At 46.4% G+C, this 24,437-nt stretch carries 19 protein-coding genes; 12 read left to right on the top strand and 7 right to left on the bottom strand.

The window, feature by feature from the left end:
* The first annotated feature begins 5 nt into the window (after positions 1-5).
* The 3 genes from Micr_RS03210 to Micr_RS03200 are packed head-to-tail and all read left to right on the top strand — an operon-like array spanning position 6 to position 4,197.
* A complete protein-coding gene (locus tag Micr_RS03210; protein ID WP_203134243.1) occupies positions 6-1,088 on the top strand; it encodes a glycosyltransferase in 1,083 nt (360 codons plus the stop codon).
* 59 nt (positions 1,089-1,147) lie between these two features.
* Positions 1,148-3,262 (top strand): DEAD/DEAH box helicase, encoded by a 2,115-nt coding sequence (locus Micr_RS03205; RefSeq protein ID WP_203134242.1) that lies wholly within the window; start codon positions 1,148-1,150, stop codon positions 3,260-3,262.
* 47 nt (positions 3,263-3,309) lie between these two features.
* On the top strand, positions 3,310-4,197 hold the full coding sequence (locus Micr_RS03200) for a helix-turn-helix domain-containing protein (protein WP_203134241.1): 888 nt from the start codon (positions 3,310-3,312) through the stop codon (positions 4,195-4,197).
* A 10-nt stretch (positions 4,198-4,207) separates the two neighbouring features.
* Here the strand turns inward: Micr_RS03200 and Micr_RS03195 are convergent, their stop codons facing one another.
* A complete protein-coding gene (locus Micr_RS03195; protein ID WP_203134240.1) occupies positions 4,208-4,993 on the bottom strand; it encodes a hypothetical protein in 786 nt (261 codons plus the stop codon).
* A 58-nt stretch (positions 4,994-5,051) separates the two neighbouring features.
* Positions 5,052-5,933, bottom strand: coding sequence for a hypothetical protein (locus Micr_RS03190; RefSeq protein ID WP_203134239.1), 882 nt, complete (start codon positions 5,931-5,933; stop codon positions 5,052-5,054).
* 138 nt (positions 5,934-6,071) lie between these two features.
* Here Micr_RS03190 and Micr_RS03185 point away from each other — a divergent pair, with 138 nt between their 5' ends.
* From Micr_RS03185 to map, 7 genes are all read left to right on the top strand, one after another.
* A complete protein-coding gene (locus Micr_RS03185; RefSeq protein WP_203134238.1) occupies positions 6,072-7,499 on the top strand; it encodes a hypothetical protein in 1,428 nt (475 codons plus the stop codon).
* 88 nt (positions 7,500-7,587) lie between these two features.
* Entirely contained in the window at positions 7,588-10,404 is a 2,817-nt protein-coding gene (gene leuS, locus Micr_RS03180) for a leucine--tRNA ligase (RefSeq protein WP_203134237.1), read from the top strand.
* On the top strand, positions 10,404-11,072 hold the full coding sequence (locus tag Micr_RS03175) for an HAD family hydrolase (RefSeq protein WP_203134236.1): 669 nt from the start codon (positions 10,404-10,406) through the stop codon (positions 11,070-11,072). The genes leuS and Micr_RS03175 overlap by 1 nt, the downstream gene beginning before the upstream one ends.
* A 70-nt stretch (positions 11,073-11,142) precedes the next feature.
* Positions 11,143-11,346 carry a hypothetical protein gene (locus tag Micr_RS03170; protein ID WP_203134235.1) on the top strand — a complete coding sequence of 68 codons (204 nt, stop codon included), beginning with the start codon at positions 11,143-11,145 and terminating at the stop codon, positions 11,344-11,346.
* A 69-nt stretch (positions 11,347-11,415) separates the two neighbouring features.
* Positions 11,416-11,832 (top strand): hypothetical protein, encoded by a 417-nt coding sequence (locus Micr_RS03165; RefSeq protein ID WP_203134234.1) that lies wholly within the window; start codon positions 11,416-11,418, stop codon positions 11,830-11,832.
* Between the two features lie 99 nt (positions 11,833-11,931).
* Positions 11,932-14,433: a DNA-directed DNA polymerase gene (locus Micr_RS03160; RefSeq protein WP_203134233.1), complete on the top strand. Its 2,502-nt coding sequence runs from the start codon at positions 11,932-11,934 to the stop codon at positions 14,431-14,433.
* Between the two features lie 4 nt (positions 14,434-14,437).
* Positions 14,438-15,385, top strand: a complete 948-nt coding sequence (gene map, locus Micr_RS03155) for a type II methionyl aminopeptidase (protein ID WP_203134232.1) — start codon at positions 14,438-14,440, stop codon at positions 15,383-15,385.
* Positions 15,386-15,389: 4 nt separating this feature from the next.
* Here the strand turns inward: map and Micr_RS03150 are convergent, their stop codons facing one another.
* The 5 genes from Micr_RS03150 to Micr_RS03130 all read right to left on the bottom strand — a co-directional run bounded on the left by Micr_RS03150 (position 15,390) and on the right by Micr_RS03130 (position 23,193).
* Entirely contained in the window at positions 15,390-16,304 is a 915-nt protein-coding gene (locus Micr_RS03150; RefSeq protein ID WP_203134231.1) for an alpha/beta hydrolase family protein, read from the bottom strand.
* Positions 16,305-16,317: 13 nt separating this feature from the next.
* Complete coding sequence (locus tag Micr_RS03145; RefSeq protein ID WP_203134230.1) at positions 16,318-18,225, bottom strand: hypothetical protein; 1,908 nt, start codon at positions 18,223-18,225, stop codon at positions 16,318-16,320.
* Between the two features lies 1 nt (position 18,226).
* Positions 18,227-20,131, bottom strand: coding sequence for a hypothetical protein (locus Micr_RS03140; RefSeq protein ID WP_203134229.1), 1,905 nt, complete (start codon positions 20,129-20,131; stop codon positions 18,227-18,229).
* A gap of 116 nt (positions 20,132-20,247) precedes the next feature.
* Positions 20,248-22,521 carry an adenosylcobalamin-dependent ribonucleoside-diphosphate reductase gene (locus Micr_RS03135; RefSeq protein ID WP_203134228.1) on the bottom strand — a complete coding sequence of 758 codons (2,274 nt, stop codon included), beginning with the start codon at positions 22,519-22,521 and terminating at the stop codon, positions 20,248-20,250.
* A gap of 204 nt (positions 22,522-22,725) precedes the next feature.
* A complete protein-coding gene (locus Micr_RS03130; RefSeq protein WP_203134227.1) occupies positions 22,726-23,193 on the bottom strand; it encodes a hypothetical protein in 468 nt (155 codons plus the stop codon).
* Positions 23,194-23,279: 86 nt separating this feature from the next.
* On the opposite strand from Micr_RS03130, the gene Micr_RS03125 reads away from it, so the two are divergent.
* Positions 23,280-23,693, top strand: coding sequence for a hypothetical protein (locus tag Micr_RS03125; RefSeq protein ID WP_203134226.1), 414 nt, complete (start codon positions 23,280-23,282; stop codon positions 23,691-23,693).
* A 98-nt stretch (positions 23,694-23,791) separates the two neighbouring features.
* Positions 23,792-24,436: a hypothetical protein gene (locus Micr_RS03120; RefSeq protein WP_203134225.1), complete on the top strand. Its 645-nt coding sequence runs from the start codon at positions 23,792-23,794 to the stop codon at positions 24,434-24,436.
* Position 24,437: the final 1 nt, after the last annotated feature.

Raw genomic sequence — 24,437 nt, 5'->3', positions numbered from 1 at the left:
ACTGGATGAATATTGCATTGGACCTATTTACCATATTCCTTTCACTGGTGTGGCTAGGCCTAATGCTGATAAATCTATCCGGGCTAAAGAGGAAATCTGAAAAAAGCACGGAACCTCCTAAAGACTACAAGCCCAGGGTTCTGGTCATACTCCCGTGCAAGGGGACCGACGTTACACTGGATTCTAACATAAAATCGCTAAAAGCCCAGGATTACCAAAACTTCATGCTTGTTGCTGTTGTCGATGACAAGAATGATCCTGCAATCAAGGCGCTAAACGAAAATATGGTCGATTATATATTTGCGAAAGAATTATGCACCGAGTGCAGCGGCAAGGTTCGCGCAATAGCTACTGCGTACGAAACATACAGCGACTACGACGTTTATGTAATCGCCGATTCCGACGTAGAAGCGAGAGCCGACTGGCTTTCGAAGATGGTTGCCAAGCTTGCAGACCCTTCCGTTGGGATATCGACAACTTTTCCGCTTTTCAGGCCCAAGTCTGGATTCTGGTCAAGGGTGAAGATGGCTTGGGGTTTTGTAGGAGACGGCATGATGGAATCTGAGCTGACAAGATTCGGCTGGGGCGGCTCTCTCGCATTCAGGAAAGACCTGCTCAATGGAGAAGCTTATGAAAATTTCAAGCGGTCTTTGTCCGATGACATAGCCATAACCAGGGCTTCGCGAAAAAGAAACCTGAAGATAGGCTACGTTCCGGAAAGGATAGCAGTCGTGAACAGCGATGACAGCTTTGGAAAATTCTGGGAGTGGTCCAACAGGCAGGCTGCCCTTTCAATAATGGGAAGCAGAAGGGTATTCCGCTTTGGCGTCGTAATATATGTGCTCGATATAACCATGCTCGTATCATCAATTGTGCTGTCGGTTGCAATCTCATACCTGTATGCTGTGCTTCTAGCCCCGTTTGTGATAGGCATAATAAAAACTTACAAAAGGGCCGGAACCGAAAGGAGTACCGACCTGTGGCTGATATACTTATTCATAAACTTTGTGTACCTTGCGAACTTGATAGTGGCGAGCAGAATGAAGGCCATAACCTGGCGCGGGAACCAATACGAGCTTAAAGATTGACTGAGAAATCATTAAGCATATGCATTTCCGGAATATGCAACTGCACTGTGTTGATTGGAATGGAGCTAAGGGATTTGAAGGGAAGACTGCCCAACGAAATACTGGAATCTATAATCTCAAGGGGCATTACTACTCTTACCCCTCCACAGGAAATGGCCATAAATGCTGGGCTTTTTTCCGGCAGCAACATACTTGTGGCTTCACCAACAGCAAGCGGCAAGACACTTGTGGCAGAAATGGCATGTGCCAACTCGATAATAGCAAAAGGGAGGAAGGCCATCTACATAGCGCCCATGCGCGCAATAGTCGCTGAAAAATTCGAGGAATTCCATTCTGCGTATCCGTACATAAAAGCGGCAATATCAATGGGTGATCTTGACTCTTCGGATCAGTGGCTCTCCGAATACGAGATGCTTTTCGTATCCACAGAGAAGCTGGACAGCCTTATAAGGCACGGGGCACCATGGATAAGCTCCGTGGGCTGCATAGTGTTTGACGAGATACACATGCTTTCGGACATAAGCAGGGGCCCTACGCTTGAGCTGCTGATAACAAAGCTGATGAGGATAAGCGATGCCCAGATAATAGCCCTGAGCGCTACGATAGGCAACGATGAGGAGCTTGCCGCATGGCTCAAGGCAAAGCTCGTCAAGAGCGATTACAGGCCCGTAAAGCTGCACAAGGGTGTTGTTGAGGGCAGCAAGATATTCTACTGGGACAACGACGAGATAAGCGAGGCGCAGATGAATGGGAAAAGCAAAATCCCAGAGTTCAGGCTGGTTGAGGATACGCTTTCGCAGAACAAGCAGGCGATAATATTCTATTCCACCAGAAGGAACGCAGAGGCCGGGGCTGCAAAACTGGCCTCGCTGCTCAACGGGCTTTTGAAAGCAGAAGAGAAAAAGCAGCTGGAAGCGGCAAGCCAATCGATACTGAATGCACTGGAAAAGCCCACAAGCCAGTGCGCCAAGCTAGCGCTCTGTGTTTCTGCAGGAGTTGCATTCCATCATTCAGGGCTTGTCAACATACAGAGAGCCATAGTCGAAGACACATTCAAAAAAGGGCTAATAAAAGTAATATGCGCCACAACGACCCTTGGATATGGCGTGAATCTTCCGGCGCATACTGTGCTCGTAAGGGACCTTAGCAGGCACAACGGCGTCACTTCGGAGAGGATAAGCGTAAACGAGGTGCTTCAGCTTTTTGGAAGGGCAGGCAGGCCAAAATATGATACTGAGGGCAGGGCACTTATAGCATCAAACCAGCGCTACGAAGTCCAGGAGCTCTACATGCGCTATATCATAGGCACGCCGGAGCCCATAGACTCTGCGCTTGGAGTAGCTTCCGTATTGAGAATGCACATACTCGCTTTCATAGCTGAGGATTTCCTAAACGCCTTGGAGGACATAGAAGACTTCATCAAAAAGAGCTTCTATGGCTTCATCTACGGGAATGATTCGCACATAAAGGCAGCGGTCAAGCAGGTGCTTAGGGAGCTCTATGATTGGGGCTTTATAATAGAAGATTATGGAAAGCTCCTTGCTACAAAGATAGGCAAAAGAGTTAGCGAACTTTACATAGATCCTCTTTCGGCCAAATGGATGCTCGAATTCATGCCCGGGGCAAAGGACGAAGTGTCGATGCTGTACCTGATATCAAATACTGTAGAGATGAAGCCATATCTAAGGCCAACGGAAGAGGCCGAGGCAGAATACGTATTCTACAAAGACAGGTTCGGAAGCGACCTTCTTTACAAATACGAAGAGCTTTCCTTCGGCTATTACAATCCCGTAGAGCCGTTCACATCGGCTCTTATGTTGCGTGACTGGATGAGTGAGATAGACGAGGAATCCATAATAAAGAAATACCACATAACCCCTGGTGCCCTGTACGCAAAACTGTCAAATGCCGATTGGGTCATATACTCTGCAATAGAGCTTGCCAAGCTATCGCATATTTCGGCCAGGAATCTTGTCGACGTAAGGGTAAGGCTCAAGTATGGCATAAAGGCTGAGCTGCTGGACCTGGTCAGGCTAGAGCAGATAGGCAGAGTAAGGGCAAGGAAGCTTTTCGACAATGGGATACGTACCGTAAACGACATCCGCAGCCACAGGGGCGAAGTGGAAATGCTGCTTGGAAAGGAAATAGCTGCAAAGGTTTTTGCCCAGTTATGAAAATCCTCAAAGCAAAAATTTAAGAATTATAAAAGAGCAATAGCATTATGCGATCCAACCTTGGCAGTTCAAAGGCCAACAAAGAGCTGTGCGAAAAGCTTATGGAAAGGGCAGGCTTCTCATGCGTCAGCGTGAGCAATTTCCACGCTCCTTTCGACATAATAGCTGAGAAGAAGGGCCGCGTGATAATAATAAAATCAGTGAGCAACATAGATTCGGTAACGCCGGAAGACGGCATGGCACTTGCCAATCTGTCCAATTTTTTTGATGCCGAAGCCTACGTAGTGGGAGAGACTTACAAAAACACGAAAATGGAGGAGCGCAAGGTCTTCACAAGGCACGGTCTCAGCTGCATAAGCGATGACACGGTTGAAGTTATGCTTTATAACGGGAGCTTCAAGCGCGCAAGGAAATTTTTCAGCGAAAATGTTGAGATAAACGGCTCAGAGCTGAAAAGGCTGAGGAAGCTTTCAGGGATGAGCATGAGGCAGCTTTCCAAAAACTCGGGCGTATCGGTAGACAGCATCTACAGGTACGAGCACGGTTTCACATCCGCAAGCCCGGAAAACCTGGTAAAGCTTGAAAGCGCATTGTCATCAAAGCTTGAAGTTGCGCATCATCTGGCCGCCAGCTCCAGGTCTGCACCACAGGAAAATGGAAGCATATCCATATTCGACATAGGCAGGGAACCCTTCAATAAGGGTTTCAAGGAGAAGAACAGGTTTGAATTCGCTGAACTGGCAGACATGAGAACCCTGAAGAAATGGTCAGAATTCTATGCAAAGTTCAACGAAATATTTGACGATGTACAGTTCATAATGACCGATGATGCGCATCATGAAAACATCTTCGGAATTCCAACTATAAAAAAGAGCGATATATATTCAATAAGCGATGAGCAGGAGCTTTACGACATAGCTGCCGAAAGATCTTAAACTTCTATTCCTATCTGGACTTTCTTTTCCTTGATTTGGACCCTTTAGCCGAAGACCTTCTTGCGCTTCTGTGTGGTTTGCCTGCAACAGCATTGTCGAAGTTTTTAACTGCAAGCTCGGGCCTTCCCTCTATCGCACGCATTACGTTCTCAAAGTCAACCACAAACTCCTTTGTCGACTTGAACATCATCGTTATTCCCATGCTCGCGAATACAACTATGAGCGAAGCCATTGATATAAAGGTTACTGCAATGCTCTGTGAGGAGCTCAGCCCTCCGCTGACCCCGCTTACGAAAGCTATCCCTATTACGAATATTATCCAAAGCACGCTCGCTCCATACGCTATCTCAAAATAGCTGTGCTTGAAAAGCGCCCTTACTGACGCATACAGCACCCAGAGTATTCCTCCGAACGAGAAAAGCAATATTACTGGCTCAACGCCATAATCCTGCGAGAATATTGCCGGAAGTATAAAAACAAGTGCCCCTATAACCAAAGAAAATATCCATATTCCAGTATATTTGCTATGGGTGTGCCTCTCTTCCATGTTCATAAATTTTATGGTGGATACGTGCGCATCAAAGAAACTCACTGTTAGCGTAAGTATGGTTATTACTATGAGAACCGCCCAAAACAGCACAGCTGCCAACGGGCTAAGGAAAAAAATATTGGACAGCATGGATGTGAAAAGCATGCCTACTGCCAAAGCTATCGCAAAAGTGAACATAGATATTCCAAGCGCGCGCCTGTAAGCGAAGACCCAATATCTTTTGATATGTTCTCTTGCATAGTTCAAGCAATCACATACATCATTTTATGCAATAGGCTAAAAAGCTTTCTGCAATGCCCATATGTCACGGATATGCAGGCAAAAGGAAGAGCAGCACGTTGCCAAAAGCCAGGGCAGTTACTGCGCCGATGAATATCGGCACGGCAAAAGGTATGGGTTTTTTGTAGACTGGAAACCTGCGCTTCGGCATCTTGGATTTCAACTCGGCAATGAGCTCAGGGGTTACAAGCCTTTCGAAATGCTTCAGTTTTTTGCTGGCGTAGTCAATATCCTTGGCTTCCATCATTCCAGTTGCTATTATATCCCCTGCTTCAATTTTTCTGTATGTGACATACTGCGACATGTAAGCCATCATCCTGCCTTCGTATCCCATTACCAATGCCGATCCTGCAGCGATTACCAGAAGGATGCCAATCGCCGCATAGGGTGCATGCAGTACAAGAATAAGGAACAGGCCGAAGAAAGCATAAACGGTCACTATAAGCGCTATTTTGAAGTATGTTGCCGAAGTATTGCGCTTGTAGCCGCGCTGTTTGGATGCGAGCGCCTTGGGTATGTAATATAGCGGAACTACTATGAGTGCAGCTATGCCGCTGTTTATGGCTACAGAGAGCACAAGGGGCATGTACGACTGTGCAACCCCAAAAATCAATGGTCTCGAAAGGAAGGGTATGATCAGCGATAGTGCAGCCAGCTCTATCACGTCTGCAGCGCCAAGTTGCCCTATCCTGTAAACAACATATCCAAATCCTACCGTTGCGACTGCTATTAAGGCACTATAAAATATCAGCGTCGCGTTAAGGTACAGCAGGGTAAATGCCACGCCTACAGCTAGGCTCGCATAAGCAAAATATGAAGGCACGTTTCTGTTGTTCAGTATGTCGAACATCATATATGCAAATGCAAGGACCGCAAAAACCACAACCCTCAAAACCAAGAAATCCATCTAACAACCCAAACTCAATCATGCCGGAAACGCATTTACCATCGGAAGTCGCAAAAATACTTTGCAATCTACTAAAATGTTAGATGCTGAAAGCTATTTATATGTTTGAGATGGAGTGGTAATGGAAATAAGGGTGTGATGTTGGAAAAATCCGTATACTCACAGGACCAACACAAAACAGGCGAAACCTGCTCAAAACTTCCTACTGTAACTAAAACCCCGGAGCGTATTCTTGCGGAAAGAAAAAAGAATATAGCTGCGGCAATAGAACACATAACTTCAAACATAATGCCGGACGGTTACGTCAGGGCTGCTACGGACTACACTTGGTATAAGCTAATGTGGTTCAGGGATTCTTCGATGATTTCATCCTCGTTGTCCCAGTCAGCAGCCTCGATAAACAGGCTTGGGGATAAGGAGCTCATGCCGTTTGCAGAAAAGGCGAGGGCCGGAGCCCTAAGGATACTTTCAAGGCAGTGGGGCCTTATAGAACGCAACAGGGAAACGCTGCGCTCCACAGCATCAATGAGCTTGGAAGATTTCGAATTAAAAAAACTGAAAAACCACATACCTGCCAGAATCGATGGCAACGGCAGACTCGCCAACATGGAAATAGATGGAAGGCAAATAAACGACCTTGCTGAATCCGAAAATCCAAATTCCTGGCTAAAGCAGTTTGATTCCGTTCCATTAGTTCTGCATGCAACCTCAGAATTCTTAAAAGCTTTCGGAGTAGAATTCCTTCCTGCCAGTCTCGTGGAATCTATTCGCAGCAATATTGGCGTTCTGGCAGATTATATAATAAACATTTACAAATGCCCTTGCGCTGACGTCTGGGAGCAGAATCCCCACATGCTGCACTCGTACGACATCGGTGCTGCTTATGCCGGCTTGAATTCAATATTATATCTTAGCTCGGAGCTCGGCGCGGACATTGCTGCGGACAAGATAAGCAAGGAGATATACGGCAGCACGGGCCTCATTAATTTCATGAACGAATTTTTCGTAAAGGATGGGATACTTAGAAAATACAGGGAAGAATTCGGGTCCGATGTTTCAGAAAATCCCAAGGTCGATGCGGCAGCATACCTGCTTTTCGCTCTTTTCGATCCGGAATATGCTTTGGTAAGCGAAAACGTGTACCTGAAAACCATGGAGGCATTGAAGGACAACCATATATTCAGGTCAAAAGATGGAAAAAGAGTTTACGAAAGCGCATTTCCAAAGCGCTATGAAGGCGATAGATACTTCGGAGGTTCAGGATGGATACTGCTTGCAGCTGCAGAGGCGTATCTAAACGCTAAAAATGGGGATTCATCCAAAGCCGAATATATATTGGAAAGCATAGAAAAACTCATACCTGAATCCGGTTTCAGCCTTCCAGAACAGGAGCCTATGGATGAAGAATTGCTGAATCCACTCCGTGAGGGAGAAAACGATGCCATGGGCAAGAAGCCCGCAATGGATCTCATCTGGAGCGCCGCGGAATACATAAGGGCAGCCACTGCACACATGGAGAGCATCGCAATTGAGGTACCCGAGCAAAAAAGGCTAGTAAGAAGATAGCCTGCTCCGGCTTTCAAGTCCCAATCTAATGTACAGACTCTTTATTATTTTTTACGTCTAAAACAAATAAGCTTATGCAGTGGTGCCAATGATAGATTACGCTTCAATTGAAAAGAAATGGCAGAAAGTATGGGAAGAATCTAAGCTATTCGAACATGACCCTAACGACAGGAAGCCACTTCTGGTAACTGCTGCATGGCCCTATACAAACATGCCTCCCCATATAGGCCACCTTAGGACATACGGTACGGCCGATTTCTATTCCAAATACATGCGCATGAGGGGGTACAATGTCATATTTCCGATGGGTTGGCACTATACCGGAACCCCAATACTGGCAATAATAAAAAGGCTGCAAGAAAAGGACCAGAGCCTAATCGAAGAGCTCAAGGCGTTTGACATTTCTGACGAGGAGATAGCCGCGCTGGATAGCCCCATAAAGGTTGCAGATCTGTTCAGGAGGCAGTTCAAAGAGGCCTTCATAACGGTAGGCATGGGGATAGACTGGAGGAGAGAATTCATATCTATAGACCCGCTTTACAGCAAGATGGTCGAATGGCAGTTCCAGCATCTGATGGACGAAGGATATCTCGTAAAGGGCAGGCATCCGGTTGGGTGGTGCGACAACGAAAAGAATGCCGTTGGCCAGCATGACACGAAAGGCGATGTGCAGCCGGAAATAGAAAAGATGTTCATGGTCAAATTCCAGGTCAAAGGAGAGGAATCCTACATAGTATGCGCCACATACAGGCCTGAAACCCTGTACGGAGTCACAAATCTTTTCATAAATAAGAACTCGGAATACGTTCTGGTAAAGCTCGATGATTTCAAGTGCTACGTGTCCAAGGAATCCATAGCCATGATGTCTGGCCAGTTCGACATCCTGACCGAGAAACCAGTTGAGCCCTCTGAGCTGCTGCAAAAAACAGCGATAAATCCGATAGACAAAAAGGAGGTGCCTATTCTTGATGGTTATTTTGTAAAGCCTGATTTCGGCACGGGCATAGTAATGGCAGTTCCGGCCCACGCGCCGTTCGATTTCGTCGCGCTTTCAAAAGACGGAGCTCAGAAGCCCGACGCCGCTGCTTATCCAAAGGTCATAAAGCTGGGAGACACTGATGCTGCAGACCTGGTCCCTGCGTTCGCATACCTGAAAGCGGAAACCAAGGATTTGGCGAAGCCCGCGGACACTGAGATAGAAGCGGCAACAAAGAAGCTCTACAGGGACGAGCAAAAACGCGGAGTCATGATAGCGGGCAAATATGCCAGAATGCCGGTGGCAGTGGCAAGGGAGCAGATAGCCAAGGACCTGGAAAGCGAAAACCTGCTTGTATATCTTTACATAATAGCTAACGATAAGCCCGTCTATTGCAGATGCGGGCATCGCGTCACCGTCAAAATAATAAACGACCAGTGGTTCATAGACTATGGGAACAAGCAGTGGAAGGCAAAGGTGCATGAATATCTACCCAACATTAAAGTTTACCCGGAAAAGCTCACAGGAGCGCTAAACGCAGCAGTTGACTGGATAGACTTAAGGGCTGCCGAGCGCGCCCAGGGCCTCGGAACCAGGTTCCCTTTCAACAAGGACCACATAATAGAATCGCTGTCGGATTCTACGATCTACATGGCGTTTTATACAATAATCCCGATATTGCGCCATGCAAATGCGAAGCCGGAGCAGCTCATTGGAAAGTTCTTCGAATACGTTTTCAGGGGCAGCGGCTCCGCAGACGAAGTAGGCAAGGAAAGCGGAATCGATTCGGAAGCGATAAAGAGGTGCAGGGAATCATTCAGCTACTGGTACAAATTCACCTCAAGGCATTCTGCATCAGAGCTCATACCTAGCCATTTGACCATGTACGTTTTCAATCATGTGGCTCTTTTCGACAGGGATGACTGGCCAAAGCAAATAGTGGCCAACGGCATGGTCAACTACAAGGGCCAGAAGATGAGCAAGAGCCTGGGCAACATAGTGCCGCTGCTAAAGGCCATAAAGGACTACGGGGCAGACCCCGTCAGGTTTATCCAGGTGCTAAGCGCAGACTTGAGCAATGACGTAGATTTCAGCCCGGAAGGGGTGGAGAGCGTCAAGTCAAGGCTTAGCTTCTTCATGGACATGACCGAAAAGCTGGAATCTATGAACTCCGGCCCTCTAACACACATGGACTACTGGCTATATTCGAAGCTCAACTCCAAGATAGAGAAGGTAACGAAGTCGATGGAAATCCTTGCAATAAGGAATGCCTACATAGATGCGTTCTACGAATCCTTCAACGAGCTGAAATGGTATACGGAAAGGACCTCTCCGAATCAGATAGTCGTTTCGGAATACCTGCATAAGTTGCTGCTGATGCTTGCCCCTGCAATGCCTCACATAAGCGAGGAGCTCTGGTATATGCTTGGTAACAGCACGTCAGTGCTTGCGGAAAAATGGCCCGAACAAGACGGCTCTATGGTCAGCGCTAGAGAGGAAGCAATAGAAGACACCATAAGGTCCACTATCGACGACATACAGAAAGCCGTGTCGCTCACAAGGCCTGCAGGTTCTTCGGAGCGGCCCAAATCGGCAATGATAATAATAGCTGCAGACTGGAAGGCTTCAGCGTATTCTGCGCTCGTGGCCGAAAAGAAAATAGAGAAGGTTTTATCCAAGCCGGAATTTTCAAAACTTGACAAGGAAGCCGTAGCAAAATTCCTTTCCAAATACATGAAATCAATAAACTCGCAGCAGCCAGGGCCTGAGATATCACAAAAGGAGATGCTGGGCGCCTTCTCCGAAGCTAAGAGCTTCATAGAATCAAAGGTTGGCTTCCCAATCGAAATCAAATCCGAAGAAGCCTCAGGATCGCAAAGGGCACAGCGCTCAGAGACGCTGAAACCCAGCATAGACTTGGTGTGGTAATGTCAAATCCTTCCGACTTATCGCGTAGGTTCGATACCTTCATATTCGACTGGGACGGGACTTTGAACAGCCCTACGCTGGTAAATCATCCGATATGGCTTGAATTCAAGAAATCCAAAATGGTATCGGAGCTTCCGGCAGACGAAGAGGAGATAGAATCTGCAACGCATCACGCATTTTTCGGAAAAGCGAAAAAGGAATTCGACGACATAGAAATGAGTTCGTTCGTCAAGTTCGCTGACCTGTTCTTCTCGCTGCTCAAGCCAAGATTCCACAAGGGAGCCAGAGAATTCCTGGAGAAGCTAAACAGTTCCGGAAAGAAGACTGCGCTTTTTACGGATGGCAGCCTGAAAAGAGTATACGTAGAAATAAAGCATCTAAACGCTTTCGACTATTTCGACATAATACTAAGCGCACAGTCCCTGAAACGGATAAAGCCCGACCCTACGGGGCTGAAGGCGATAGCAAAAATATTGAAGGTGGACAGGGACCGCTGCATCTATTTCGGAGACCGCAAGGAAGATATTCTCGCAGCTCAGAGGGCTGGAATGGGCTCTGCTGCCATGCTCAACGGATTTTCCAGCGAAAGCGTACTGCTTGAGGCCCATCCTGACTTCAAATTCAAAAGCATGTTGGAGGCTCTTGCCGCTTTTGAAAACGGCAGGTGAGCTCAACCGCCTGCAAGGCACTGCAATAATTATAAATATATGGATAAACAGCACCTTAATGTGCTTTAATATGTCAACAACAACAGAGCCGAAAAAAGAAAAAGAGGACAAGGTTTTCGACAGGGCATTGGGGCTTTACATGCTGCGAGGCAAATCGGAGGGCGGCCAGTCCGAAAGCTCGGGCAAACGCGGAGCAGGCAGCCCGGAATCCGATGGGACATACGAAATCTCATCTTCGGAAAGCAAGGATTACGTATCCGACGGATTTTACTGATTCAGACCCATATGCGGAAACAGGGCAAAATTTAAATATATTGTTTTTAAAACTCTCTTAAGTGATTAAATGATAACAGCATTCAACATCTCCAACGTGGAGGGCAAGATAACGGATAGCGCAGCATTGGCACAGCAGAAGTTCCCAAAGCTGAACATAAATGTGGAGGACGTCTCCTCAAAGGGCGACACGCTCAATATAACGTATTCATTCGTCGCTGATTATTTTGCGAGCGAGGCTGCAAACGCCAAGTCGATAGGCCAGATTAAGCTTAGCGGCAACATAGAGATGAACGAGTCCAAGGATGCGATAAGCAGCGTACTCAAGAAATGGTCAGAATCGCATACATTGCCTGTAGACCTGGCAGAGGAAGTCATAAACGGACTCAACTTCAGGTGCAGCGCGACCGGAACGCTGGTTGCCTATTCGCTTGGGCTGATTCCGCCCCTGGTAATAACAAGGACCAAGATAGAGGAGAAGAAGTAACAATAAATGGGTTCCGCGGGCTTTATGCCTGCGCCTCCCTTTCTTTTTATTCGTACAATACAACAAACTATTTAGCGTTGCCTGACAAAAATGTTAATTATGCCTGATTCTAAGAACCTGGAACAGCAAACCACAACAGCCGCAGCCGGCGAAACGGTAAGGATAGAGGGAGTGCTGCTAGAAGCCGATTACACTACCATAAACGAGATAGTAAAAATAAGGCTTACGATAAAAGGTTCTGACGGGCTGGCATACGAGGCCATAGACGACGAGTTCAGGCCATACTTTTATTTCGTTCCTGCAAGCGAATCGTCGCTTAACTCCGTGAAGGCTATGGCTTCAGAAGGCAATGCCAGCCATATAACTGAGGTAATCGGGGAACCAAGGAGCATTCTGGGAAAGCCGGTAAACTCGTACAGGGTATACGTCAGCAACCCCACTGACGTCCCAAAAGTGGCCGAGAGCCTCAGGAACATGGGGGATACATACGAATACGACATACCTTTTTCAAAGCGATACCTGATAGACAAGGAGATGTCTCCACTGACAGATTCGATCTTCACGCTCAAGAAAGCGAACGGCATGCTGCTTTTCATGGGCTACGAGCAAAAGCCCGGAGCTCCATCCGACCTTAACCTCAACACGATGTGCTTTGACATAGAGACGTACAGCCCGCTTGGCATACCTAGGCCGGAAAAGGATCCTGTCATAATGCTGAGCTACTCATACGTTTCCAAAGGCAAAAAGGGCAATGGGGTAATAACGTTCAAGAAGATAGACAGGGATTTTGTCGAGCACGTAGAAGACGAAGCAGAGCTCTACAAAAGATTCGCGGATAGGGTTTCGGAACTTGACATAGACATAATATCCGGATACAACTCTGCGAATTTTGACATATGGTACCTTGTGGAAAGGGCAAAAGCGCTTAAGATAGATTTCAACCTTGGCAGGTTCGGGAACGAGACCAGAATAGAGCGCCACGGGCTGGTGAACAAGGTAAAAATAGGCGGCCGCGTCCACATAGACATGTATCTGGTGGTGAAATTTATTGCCGTGGTCGGTGCTGCAGAGAGCATACTAAAGCTCAACAGCTATACGCTGAAGAACGTCTACGATGCTATAAGCAAGGATGAAAAGCTTACCGTGGAGAAGACGAAGGGGCAGAAATGGAAGGACATAAACGAGCTGTGGAACGGAGGTCCGGAAGACCTTGAGCTGCTCGCAGACTATAACCTGAGCGATTCCGAATCGCTGCGAAAGGTGTACGAAACCTTTGTTCCGATAATGATAGAACTTTCAAGGACAACCGGCAACAGCCTTAGCGACGTTGCGGTATCAACTACCGGCCAACTCGTGGAATTCATGCTGATGAGGTATGCGCACGAGTTCAACGAGCTAATACCTAACAAGCCAACGGAGAGGGAGATAAAATCCAGGCTTATGAACCCAATAGAGGGCGCCTATGTGAAGACTCCAGATCCGGGAATATACGAGAACCTGGCAATATTCGACTTCAGGGGCCTATACCCTTCGATAATAATATCCCACAACATAGATCCGTCGGCACTATGCAGCAGCTGCACTGATTATTACGAATCTCCGACTGGCGACAGGTTTGACAAGAACAAGAAAGTGATAATGCCAACTATACTCGACCTGCTTGTCAAGCAGAGGGCAGAGGTAAAGAAGCTCTACAAAAAGGACAAGGGAAGCATATTCCTTGGCTCTAGATCGCAGGCATTGAAGATAACTTCGAATTCCTTCTACGGGTATCTGGGCTATGCACGCTCCAGATGGTACTCCAGGGAGTGCGCATCCAGCGTTACCGCATACGGGAGGCAGTATATACACAATACCATAGAACAGGCCGAAACTTCAGGGTTTAGGGTAATATACGGCGATACGGATTCCATAGTTATGCTTCTGGGCGATAAGTCCAAGGAAGAGGCTACCAACTTTGTGGCAGGGTTCAACAAAAAGCTCCCAGGATCCATGGAACTGGAGCTTGAGGACTTTTATAGGAGAGGCATATTCGTAGGCAAGAAGACTGAAAAAGGCACGATAACCGGCGCAAAGAAAAAATACGCACTGATAACAGAAAATGGCTACATAAAGATCAGGGGCTTCGAACTCGTAAGAAGGGACTGGTCCAAGGTAGCCAGAGACACTCAGAGGAGAGTGCTTGAAACTATACTGAAAGAAGGCAGCCCGGAAAAAGCCATACAAATAGTAAAGGACATAATAAAGGAGCTTAGGGAGGGCCGTGTGCCTTTGGCAGATCTAGCCATAAGCACGCAGCTCAGAAAAGGCATAGACAGCTACGATTCCAAATCTCCTGAACTCGCTGCCGCTAAGGACGCGGTCGAATCCGGAGTAAAGACAAAGGAAGAAGTAGAGCATGCTGTAATAAGCTACGTTATAACCAAGCATGGAGACTCGATATCGGACAAGGCAAAGCTCATAGAGCGCGCGAGCGATTACGACCCCGACTATTACATAAACAACCAGGTAGTGCCTGCAACCATGAAGATACTTCGCGAGCTCAACTACAGCGAGGACGAGATAAAGGGTCTCGGAAAGCAGAAAAAATTAGGGGAATGATTTTATGGAAGAAGAAAACAGAGACACGAATGACGAAGAGGAAATGAGCGATGAGGAATTTCAGGAGCTTGCCAGAGAAGTAGGCAAAGCTTCATATTCGGCAATAAAAGAGGCCGAAAAGCACATAATAAAGGGTTCGGGACTTCTCAAGGCAGCAGAAGAGGCAGAGAAATTCCTGGCAGACATGGGCTTCGGAAAGGCATTTCCTGTAAACATATCGATAGGCTCAAATGCCGCGCACTATACGCCGACGCTCAACGACGATTCCATATTCCCTGAGAAGGGGCTGGTAAAGGTGGATTTTGGGGCTGCAAAAGAAGGAGTACTTGGCGACTGCGCTCTTACTGTGGATCTTTCTGGAGATTACGGCGCATTGGCGGAAGCATCAAAGGAGGCCCTGGATAACGCAATATCGATAGTTAAAGCAGGCGCAAAAGTGCGTGACATAGGGAAGGAAATAGCATCCACAATAGAAAAAAAGGGGTTCAAGCCCATAAAAAATCTCGGAGGCCACGGCGTTGGCATACACGAACTGCACGATGAGCCGTTTATACCAAACTACGACAATGGCGACGGAGAAGAGCTGGAAGAGAACACGATCATAGCCATAGAGCCTTTTGCTACAATGCCAAGCGGAAGGGGCCTAGTTTCAAACGGCGACATAAAGGAAATATTCAGTTTTGTTGGTGACGTAGGGCAGCCCAGGCTGCCAAATTCACGCAATCTGTTGTCATTGATAAAGAAAGACTTCAGCATGGAGCCATTTGCTGCAAGATGGCTTTCAGCAGCGGTATCAAACAGGTTTGAACTGTATTCTGGCCTCTCTGAGCTTGAAAGGCTCGGGATAATAGAGTCGCACCCTGTATTGGTTGAGCTTGGCGGCGCACAGGTCGCGCAGTTTGAAGCGTCATTGCTGGTGACCAAGGATGGTTGCGAAATACTGACGAAATAATCCATCAAAGGGACGAATAGAATTTTATGAGCGCTTTGGCTAGCTCTTCCCTGCTCTGCCTGAAAGTATGCCCGGTATTTTTTAATATTACGGATTCGAACCTTTTCCCTGCATAAGTCCTCGAAAGTATATCAGTCGCTTCTCTTGCGCTCATCTTCTTCATAAATTCGTCATTTTCGCCGAATGCCACAAACATTGGTTTTTTTATTCCCGCAACGTAATCCAGTTCGCCGTCATAATATAGCGCTTTTGCTTCGGGATTACTTAAATCGACGGTGCTTAGGAATCTTTCCGGACCTATTAGTTTATCTATATGCCCAGTTCCATCCGTAGATATCAGCAGTTTTTTCCCTTTTGCCTTTTTTGCAATCCTCGTGAGCTTGGAAAATCCCTCCTTTCCCATTACGTGCAGGTCATAGTTGTAGTCGTCAACCGGGCTTAGCAATGCAATTGCTGCAACGGCCCTCGAGTTTTTTGCTTTTTTTGAATTCATATAATAAAGGATTTTCTGGCATCCGGTGCTGTGGCCCTCTAGAAATATTTTCCTGAATCCCATCTTACGAAGCAAACCTACTGCACCATCAATGTCGTAAACCGAATCCTCAAAACGTTCAAGAGCACTTCCGGCCAGAAGTTCTTCATTGTCTGACTTATACCTAAAACTCTCAACAATGTAACTACCCCTTGTCAGTACTGACATGAACCCAATGCCGTTCCTTTTTGCTTCAGACAATATTTCAGGTATGCTGTTGCTCCCATAAAAGCTGCCTCCAAGCCCATGTATGTGCAGTATCGCCTCAGTCGCCTTTTTATTGGACTTGGAAAGTACCGCATAAAGCATGAGCCCGTCGCTGGCGTCAAATCCCACTATGTCTACATTTTCAAGGAGCTTCAAATATTTGCCCGAATTAGACTTCATATAAATCATATCATTATTTTTGTTCCAGATTATTAATCGTTACTGGCGGGCATTCGTAATAATAATATTTCGTGTAAATCTCGCAGCGCATTGAGGACATATTTGTTGGAAGGAAAAGCTTGACTCTATAACCCTGCCCTGGTTGCAGTGCCAATATGTTGTAATTCATATAATTGCTCTCCATACACGAGGTATTGCAAATGCTCATGTTGGTTATGTATTCCGGCTGGGAAACGCTGAGTCCAAGGGTGTTCTCTTCTATTGAATTGGTCGAATATACTTCAAGCACGCTTGCATTAAGGGCCTTATTTCCTCCATTGGAGATGCCAAGGATCGCATAAGTCCCGTTTGCTGACATCCCTTCGTACGAAACACTAATACCGAAATCGTGTGCATAAGAATAATGGGAATGCGCAATTACCACCACCATGGCAAGCGCAAGCACCGCCAGGACGACATACCCTATCTTTAGCCTTTGCCCAGGGATTGGATTATGTGCGCGCCGTTTTTTAATCCGCTTTGCCGTAGTTTCTTTGGTTTCCATTACAATTATGAAGAATAGCAGCGTTATCGAGACCGCAAAGTACGCGGCTAGGGTGTGATAGAGGAAAAAGTAAGCGAACAGGCTCATAGACGCAACCAGCATTTTATTCCTGGCCACATAAACTACTGTCGCACCCATTGTGATCGAAATATAAAATATCAGTTCGAGCCCATGCATTGACACCGGATAAAACAACATCAGCAGCGAAGGTATCGGCGAAAGCAGAAACGGCAATAAATAGCCATTGACTGGCGCCAGCATGTGGCTTATGTAAATTCCAGGATTCTCCAGTATGAAATACCCGTTTATCACAATGAATATTGCAATCGCCCCAATCGAAGCCTTGGCTCCCCTTATAACCCCTCTGGAAGCTGCGATGTAAACAATGGCAAAAAGTATCGGAATCCACAGAAGCTCCTGCAGCGAAGCTGCTATTCCTAAAACCACGAAAGCGTACCATTTGTCAATGCTGTAAAATACAGCTATCAGCGCAATGGCCATTATTAAGTATTGAACTGAAAGTATCTGCACGAAATAAAGTATGAAAACGAAGATTGCAGGCAGAAGCATCTTGAAGTTTTTGAGCCTTTGCTTGCTTATGGCAGCGGCAAACGAGAGTATTGCAAGCATGAGGAATATCAAGTAAGCCGCCGAATTTGCCGAGTATATAATAGAACTTGCGGTACCATGTGCAAGATAATAAAATGGCGCCAAAGCCAGCACGAAAAGCACCGGATAATCGAGATACCCAACTACCTTATTTTCTGTTGTCAGGGTAAAGCCGTATGTGGTCGAATTGTGCTTTAGGACATTGCTTATGCCTATGCCGTACGGATTTTGGCCTGCCTGCATGGCCTTGAACGCATAATATGAAAGAACCGTTTCATCATCAGCATTCACTCCCTTGTAGCCAAAACCGTACAACTGGTAGTAAAAGAAAAGGGCTATTGCCACTATAAGGAGTATTGCGCCTATGCCCTTTGCATATTTCTTCAAAGGCCTGGTGCGGATAAAATAAAACCCAAATACGGCAATGGCAGTGGTCGGGAATATTATTGCAAAGGCTATTCCAACATTTACCGCTTCTCCAATTATTGAATTCCCAATGAGTGGAATCGATGACATATATGCCAGCGAAATTGCAGCAATTATGGCGGTTGCGGCAAGGGCTGCAAGTGAAAATTTCACAAAGTGCTTTTTTCTCCTGAGCAGCGAAAACCCTATCGCAAATGCAAGATAAGCCATGGAGTAGATGTCAATAACTGCGGAAAGGGAATTGGAAAAATACGCGTGTGAAGAATAGAGCAGTACAACGAGCATGTAGATTATGCTCCCAGTTGCAAAAAATGCCTCACCCGTTACAGATTCACGCTTCAACTCATCCCCCTGATCTATTATCAAATATTGGGGGGCAAAGATAATAAAAGCCATTTTTGTAAACTGCACAATCAAAAACTGTTGCATTGTCCGGCACAGATATGTAAACGGTACTGTAGCCACTGCGCAGGGTTACGAGGTTGGTATTCATATATCCAGAAACAGTGCAGTTCTCAGTGCAACTGGAATTTGTTATGGTGTGATTTGGGGCAAGGCTAAGCCCTTCTTCATCTGCGGGGGAATTTCTAAGGTAATAATAGCCCAGCAGATATACGTTCTGGTTTTCCTTATATGAACTTCTAAAGACAATGCTATCGTAAGTTGAGTTTTTTACTGTGGAAATGCTCTGGTTTACAGCCGAGACCCCAAAGCCCTGGACATAGGAATAATGAAGATAAGATACGGAAACTATCAAAGATACGGAGAAAACGATGGCAATGCACGCTACTGCTTTCGCATCGCTCACGCCAATTCTAGCAATCCATTCCCTGAGCTTGCTCTTTTCCGACATCCGTATATCCATTGCAAATGCCGAAGCCATAACCACCATTGGCATCATATAGTATATCAGAAGCGAATGGTCAAGTGCGAGATAGCTAAGGAACATCCCAGTAAGTATCGTAAGCTTGTTGCCGCTGTAAGCTGTTATGGCTACTCCAAGCAAGAGCATTATATAGAACAATACGCTGAATCCGGAGAGGGGAATATTTGCAGAGGCTTGTATTATCGAAGACATCGATGTCAGGTAAAACGGCAGAAGGTCACCGTTTAGCGGCTTGAATACCTGCGATATGTAGGTCCCGGGGCCTATGGCTATGAAATAACCGTTTATAAGAAGGAATACTGCAATAGAAAATGTTGCCATCTTTCCAGCACTCCTAAGGCCCTTGGTCGCTGCAAGGTATGCGAGAGCCAGTATCACAGGCACCCATAGAAGCTCCTGCAGCGAAGCTGCCAGTCCTAGGAGAACAAATACATACTTGCTGTCAATGTATTTAACCGTGAGAATGAGCAGCATTATCGCTATCGAATATTGGAAAGAAACTATCTGCAGAGAATAAAGCAGAAATACAAAGATAATCGGCGCCATAATTTTCATGTCTGCAAGCGCCTTCTTTCCTGTTACTGCACCGAACACGAAGAGCGACAACAGAAACATTGCCAGATAGCCTGTTGCATTCCCGTAGTCCAGTATATTTGCTTGAGTGCCCCCAAAAATCGAGTAGAAAGGCCATCCAGAAAGCATAAAAAGCGCCGGATAATCTAGCCTGCCAATTATGGTGTTGTTCGTCAGCATGGTGAAGCCATACCTGGCTATATTTTTGGTAAGTATGCCTACTGAATCGAATAAATAGGGATTGTGCCCCGCGATCATCGAGTTCAGCGCGTAATATGCTATTACCATCTCGTCATCCGAGCCAATGCCCCTGTAGCCAAATATGTAAAGCTGGTATAATGCAAAGAGAATTATTGCGGCAACGAAAAGTGCAGCAGCTATTGATTTGGAGTGAGGGAACTTGCTGCCTCGGAGAAGATAGAATCCTAAAAGTATGATGACAAGCGTAGGAATGGATATTGCATATATCACTATCAGCGGATATATTCCGCTGAAAAGTATTACGCCCGTGTTGAAGCTTTCAATGTTGAAAAGTGCAGCTGCAAGTATCAGAACGCTTGCTGCCGCAAAAACTACGCTAAGCCTGGCAAATTTCCCACTTGAGTAAAGGAAGGCGAATGACATTGCATAGGCAATATAAACTATCCCGAAAGCATCCGACAAAGGAGTAAGAATCCCTGGGGCATAAATAAATGCGGCATGCACGTACAGCGTGAGCATGAACGATGCGGTTATGACTGCGAAGCATATTAGGTTTAGCTTCAATGCACTGCTGCCTTTTATTTCCAACAAATCACTCAATATCTAGAATGCAGCCCAGCTGCATACTGCTTTCGGAAAACATGAATAAAAAGGTAAGCGAAAACAAGGAAAAGAGAAAAAGAAAAAAAGAGGGTGCGGCCTTTTCAGTCGCACTTGCTGTATCCGCACTTTGGGCAGGTGAAGCAGCCTTCGCTGGCCACCATTGCGTTGCCGCATTCCGGGCATTTGACCTCTTCCTTGGCAGATATGGTATAGCTGTTCGCGCTGCTCCTTATGTACTCCATGGTTACAGATGCCTCTTCCTTTGCGCCAATATGCTTCTCTTTCATCTGCGATATGGTCTTCTGGTTCTGCTTGGTATCTACTGCCTGAAGCACCTGTATGCTCTTGCTGCTGTCCCTGTATACCGTTATGCCCTTGCATCCGAGGTCGTATGCCAGCCCGTAGGCCTTCTCTATATCTTGAGGCGTGGCCCAGCTTGGGAAGTTTATTGTCTTGGATACTGCGTTGTCAGTGTATTTCTGGAACGCTGCCTGCATCTTGACATGCCATTCAGGGGCTATGTCATAAGCAGTTACGAAAAGCTCCCTCACATCCTTAGGGATTTCCTCTACGTCCTGTATGGATACGCGCCCGGCAAGCTTCTTCATGAGCTCGTCAGAATAGAAATTATTTTGCAGCGCGTACCACTCGAATTCGTTGTCCACCTCTATGAGGTTGGAACCCAAGCTTTCGTGGACGTTTCTCATGTATACGACTGAAAATATGGGTTCTATTCCCTGCGATGCGCCTCCTGATATTATGCTTATGGTTCCGGTAGGTGCTATTGTCGTGACTGTGGAGTTCCTAAGCGGCTTGAACCCGAGCTTGTACCATATGCTCCTCTCGAAATCCGGGAACGGGCCTCTTTCCTCAGCCAGCTCCTGGCTCATCTGCCTTGCATTTTCTGTTATGAACGACATTACCCTTTCCGCAAGAAGCAGAGCCTCGTTGCTGTTGTATTTTATCCCGAGCTTTATGAGCATGTCAGCCCAGCCCATTACTCCGAGGCCTATCCTCCTTATCGCCTTCGAAACCTCGTCTATCTGCTTCAGCGGATAGCTGTTGGCATCTATGACGTCGTCAAGGAATCTTGTGCCCAGCCTTATGGTTTCCCTGAGCCCGTCCCAGTCTACCTCAAAATGCCCGTCAACGGGCTTTACCATCTTCGCGAGGTTTATCGAACCTAGGTTGCACGAATCGTACGGGTAGAGTGGCTGTTCGCCGCACGGATTTGTTGACTCTATCGGACCCCTTTCTGGAACAGGATTTGAATACGTGGAGTTCATGCGGTCAAGGAATACCAGCCCAGGATCGCCAGTTTTCCACGCCATGGTTACTATGAGATTCCATACTGCCCTGGCGTTGAGCTTGCCGACAGGCTTGCCGCTCCTTGGGTTTATGAGGTTGTATTCGGCATTGTGCTTCAGCGCGTCCATGAACTTTTCCGTTATGCCAACGGATATGTTGAAGTTCCTGAGCGTGCCTTCGCTTTCCTTAGAAACTATGAAATCCAATATGTCTGGATGGTCTATCCTAAGTATGCCCATGTTGGCACCCCTTCTCTTGCCCCCTTGCTTTATCTGCTCGGTAGCAGAGTCGAAGACCTTCATGAACGATATCGGCCCGGAAGCCACGCCGCCGGTGCTCCTCACTATGTCATTCGTAGGCCTTAGCCTTGAGAATGCGAAGCCCGTGCCTCCTCCGCTCTGGTGTATCAATGCGGCGTTCTTTACCGAATCGAATATCTCAGGTATGGAGTCGCCAACTGGCAGTACGAAGCAAGCGCTTAGCTGCCCTAGCTTGGTCCCTGCATTCATAAGCGTCGGAGAGTTTGGCATGAACCTGAAGTTGACCATGGCGTTGTAGAACATGTTCTCTATTTCTTCGACTTCCTTGTCGCTCTTGCTGTAGTTCTTTTCTGAAGATGATATTGCCCTTGCAACGCGCCTGAACATCTGCATAGGGCTTTCCATAATCTTTCCGTTCTCGTCCTTGAGAAGGTATCTGGCTGCAAGCACTATGAGCGTGTTTATAGGTAGCTTGAGGTCGTCCTCCTGTATCCCTAGAGAAGCTTTGTAAGCCCTTACCTCTGCCCGCTTGTGCCTGTACAATATGTAGGTCTTGGCTACTGAAGGCTCTTTTTCCATGAGGACCTGCTCCACTATGTCCTGGATCTCTTCGACATGCACCGAATCCTTGCCTAGCTTGTCTACGAGCTCCATGACCTCCTTGGCAAGCAGTTCGGCTTCCTTTTCATTCTCCTCCTTGCCGCTCTTTATATATACGTCAGAAAAAGCCCTTGATATTGCCCTAACCACCTTGCTTTCATCGAAAGCAACCTTCATCCCGTTCCTTTTTATTACACTGGTCACCATTTCAGCACACCCACAAAAATTTGTTGCAATGGATAATTGTGGCTTAATATTTAAAAAGCGATATATGCAGCGATAAAACTTAAATGGAACGGCAATATTCCGTTACCAATTTAAAGCTTCTTTTTTTTGTCGACAAACCAAGACTTTGTTGGAACTTCCGGTATTGAAAAATACGTCGAAAAGCGGAACATATGCCTATTCCGCTTAATTTTTGCTTTGTTCCAGCTCGTCGCATGAGCTTTCAAATTCGGCCTTGAGCCTTATCCACGCCTCCTTGTAAAGCTTCTGCTTTCCCTTCTCAACGTTGTAAAACAGCCAGCGATAGAATGCCTGGTCGCTTATCGGCGTGCCAGCAAGCTCTTCGACATCGTTGAGGTTGATGCTCTTCCACCGGCTTTGCTCGGCTTGAATGTATTCCTCCTTCACTTCCGGCTTGTCAAGCTGGCCTTCGCTTTCCATGCATTTATGCGTCTGCCATGAATGGCCTGAAGAAAAAGAAGCTACTATGACTGCGATAGCTTTGAGCTGCAATTCCTCTTCGGTAAACTCGATCGGATCCCCGTCGGGTTTTGCATCTGCCCTATATGTGTGGTGCGTGTTGTATTTCTGTACTAGCCTGTGTATTTCACCAACAAGAACATCATATTTTGTTATGTTGTACTTTATAGGCATATATTGCACATCTTTGATATTATATTGGACAAGAACATATATAAGTGTAATTGTGGAAATATTTTTAGCATTTGAAAGGCGATCAAATGGCACTCTTCAACATATTCGGCAAAAAGGACGCTGCTTCTGAGCTAACGCGCTCCATACCTTACAGAATAAGCACTGAGTTCGTACCATACAAGCTTTATTCTAGCAGAAAAAGCCAGGTTTCGATGTTCCTTAAAGTTAAAAATGCTACGAAGGAGGTTCTTCTAACTTCTGTCGTCATGGAACTGCCAAACCAGCTTGGGTTTGATGACATGGGCATGCAGAAGCAGAAGGAGCTCAGGCTGGGCGAGCTGAAGCCAATGGAGGAACGCGAGATGAGGCTGGACATATACAACACCATGAACGCAGATCCTGGCGAGTACACGGTTGCCATAACTACAATATCACACTACAGGGATTACGGACATGTGCTCAATGCCGTGAAGAAGAAAACCACCCTCAGCGTCGTATAAACTACATATTCTTGAATTCGTTGAACAGCCACGGCAATCAAAACCCTTAAATATATGCCAAAACAGCTTATTCTTTATCATTTTTCGGGATGAAGGATATGGTATTCAAAAACAAAAAGGAAGACAATAAGGGCAGCGCTGAAAAGGAGGAATCTGAAAAGTTCATGACGCTTTCGATTATATCAAAGGTTGCAAATCTAAACGGACATGCCGATATGGGGAAAACGCTGAAATCCCTGCTGCTTGAGTTGAACCAATCAAGCAAAATTATTAGGCTGGAGGAAGAGCGCAGGATGGACCCGGATCTCGAGAAGCTCCTACAGGAGCACAAGAATATCGTATATGCAGGGCCTGTTGCACCTTATAGGAAGGACGTAACCAACAACACCCCGTTTAGCTCAATAGCCAAAGACACGAGGATATCCGGGAATATGCCGGAATTTTGTGCTATTGTGTCTGAAACCATGGATTATCTGCTTTCCGAACGAGGGATTGCTGCCCTGACCAAAATTGACGTGTTTGAGGACTTGATGTCCGAGGCTTCTTTTGGAAAGGACCAAGAAATACTGGACAGCATGGCATCAGGTATGGTTAAAGGCATAGCCAGAATAAGGAAATATCCTACTTCGGTATCCAACACTGAATATTCGCATGCAAAGCTCCTTATGCAAAATCTTCTGCTGAACAGCTTTACGTCGCAGGAAATGAAGGACAAGCTTGCTGAAGCTTGGAGATCAGCATGAA

The organism is Candidatus Micrarchaeum sp. (assembly GCF_016806735.1).
Lineage (GTDB): Archaea > Micrarchaeota > Micrarchaeia > Micrarchaeales > Micrarchaeaceae > Micrarchaeum_A > Micrarchaeum_A acidiphilum_A.
This window is presented reverse-complemented; position numbering and strand designations above follow the sequence as displayed.

Excerpts from the sequence above, each read along its gene's own strand:
- Micr_RS03210 (WP_203134243.1), top strand. The coding sequence starts at position 6 with ATGAATATTGCATTGGACCTATTTACCATATTCCTTTCACTGGTGTGG.
- Micr_RS03205 (WP_203134242.1), top strand. The coding sequence starts at position 1,148 with ATGGAGCTAAGGGATTTGAAGGGAAGACTGCCCAACGAAATACTGGAA.
- Micr_RS03200 (WP_203134241.1), top strand. The coding sequence starts at position 3,310 with ATGCGATCCAACCTTGGCAGTTCAAAGGCCAACAAAGAGCTGTGCGAA.
- Micr_RS03190 (WP_203134239.1), bottom strand. The coding sequence starts at position 5,933 with ATGGATTTCTTGGTTTTGAGGGTTGTGGTTTTTGCGGTCCTTGCATTT.
- Micr_RS03185 (WP_203134238.1), top strand. The coding sequence starts at position 6,072 with ATGTTGGAAAAATCCGTATACTCACAGGACCAACACAAAACAGGCGAA.
- leuS (WP_203134237.1), top strand. The coding sequence starts at position 7,588 with ATGATAGATTACGCTTCAATTGAAAAGAAATGGCAGAAAGTATGGGAA.
- Micr_RS03175 (WP_203134236.1), top strand. The coding sequence starts at position 10,404 with ATGTCAAATCCTTCCGACTTATCGCGTAGGTTCGATACCTTCATATTC.
- Micr_RS03170 (WP_203134235.1), top strand. The coding sequence starts at position 11,143 with ATGTCAACAACAACAGAGCCGAAAAAAGAAAAAGAGGACAAGGTTTTC.
- Micr_RS03165 (WP_203134234.1), top strand. The coding sequence starts at position 11,416 with ATGATAACAGCATTCAACATCTCCAACGTGGAGGGCAAGATAACGGAT.
- Micr_RS03160 (WP_203134233.1), top strand. The coding sequence starts at position 11,932 with ATGCCTGATTCTAAGAACCTGGAACAGCAAACCACAACAGCCGCAGCC.
- map (WP_203134232.1), top strand. The coding sequence starts at position 14,438 with ATGGAAGAAGAAAACAGAGACACGAATGACGAAGAGGAAATGAGCGAT.
- Micr_RS03150 (WP_203134231.1), bottom strand. The coding sequence starts at position 16,304 with ATGAAGTCTAATTCGGGCAAATATTTGAAGCTCCTTGAAAATGTAGAC.
- Micr_RS03135 (WP_203134228.1), bottom strand. The coding sequence starts at position 22,521 with ATGGTGACCAGTGTAATAAAAAGGAACGGGATGAAGGTTGCTTTCGAT.
- Micr_RS03130 (WP_203134227.1), bottom strand. The coding sequence starts at position 23,193 with ATGCCTATAAAGTACAACATAACAAAATATGATGTTCTTGTTGGTGAA.
- Micr_RS03125 (WP_203134226.1), top strand. The coding sequence starts at position 23,280 with ATGGCACTCTTCAACATATTCGGCAAAAAGGACGCTGCTTCTGAGCTA.
- Micr_RS03120 (WP_203134225.1), top strand. The coding sequence starts at position 23,792 with ATGGTATTCAAAAACAAAAAGGAAGACAATAAGGGCAGCGCTGAAAAG.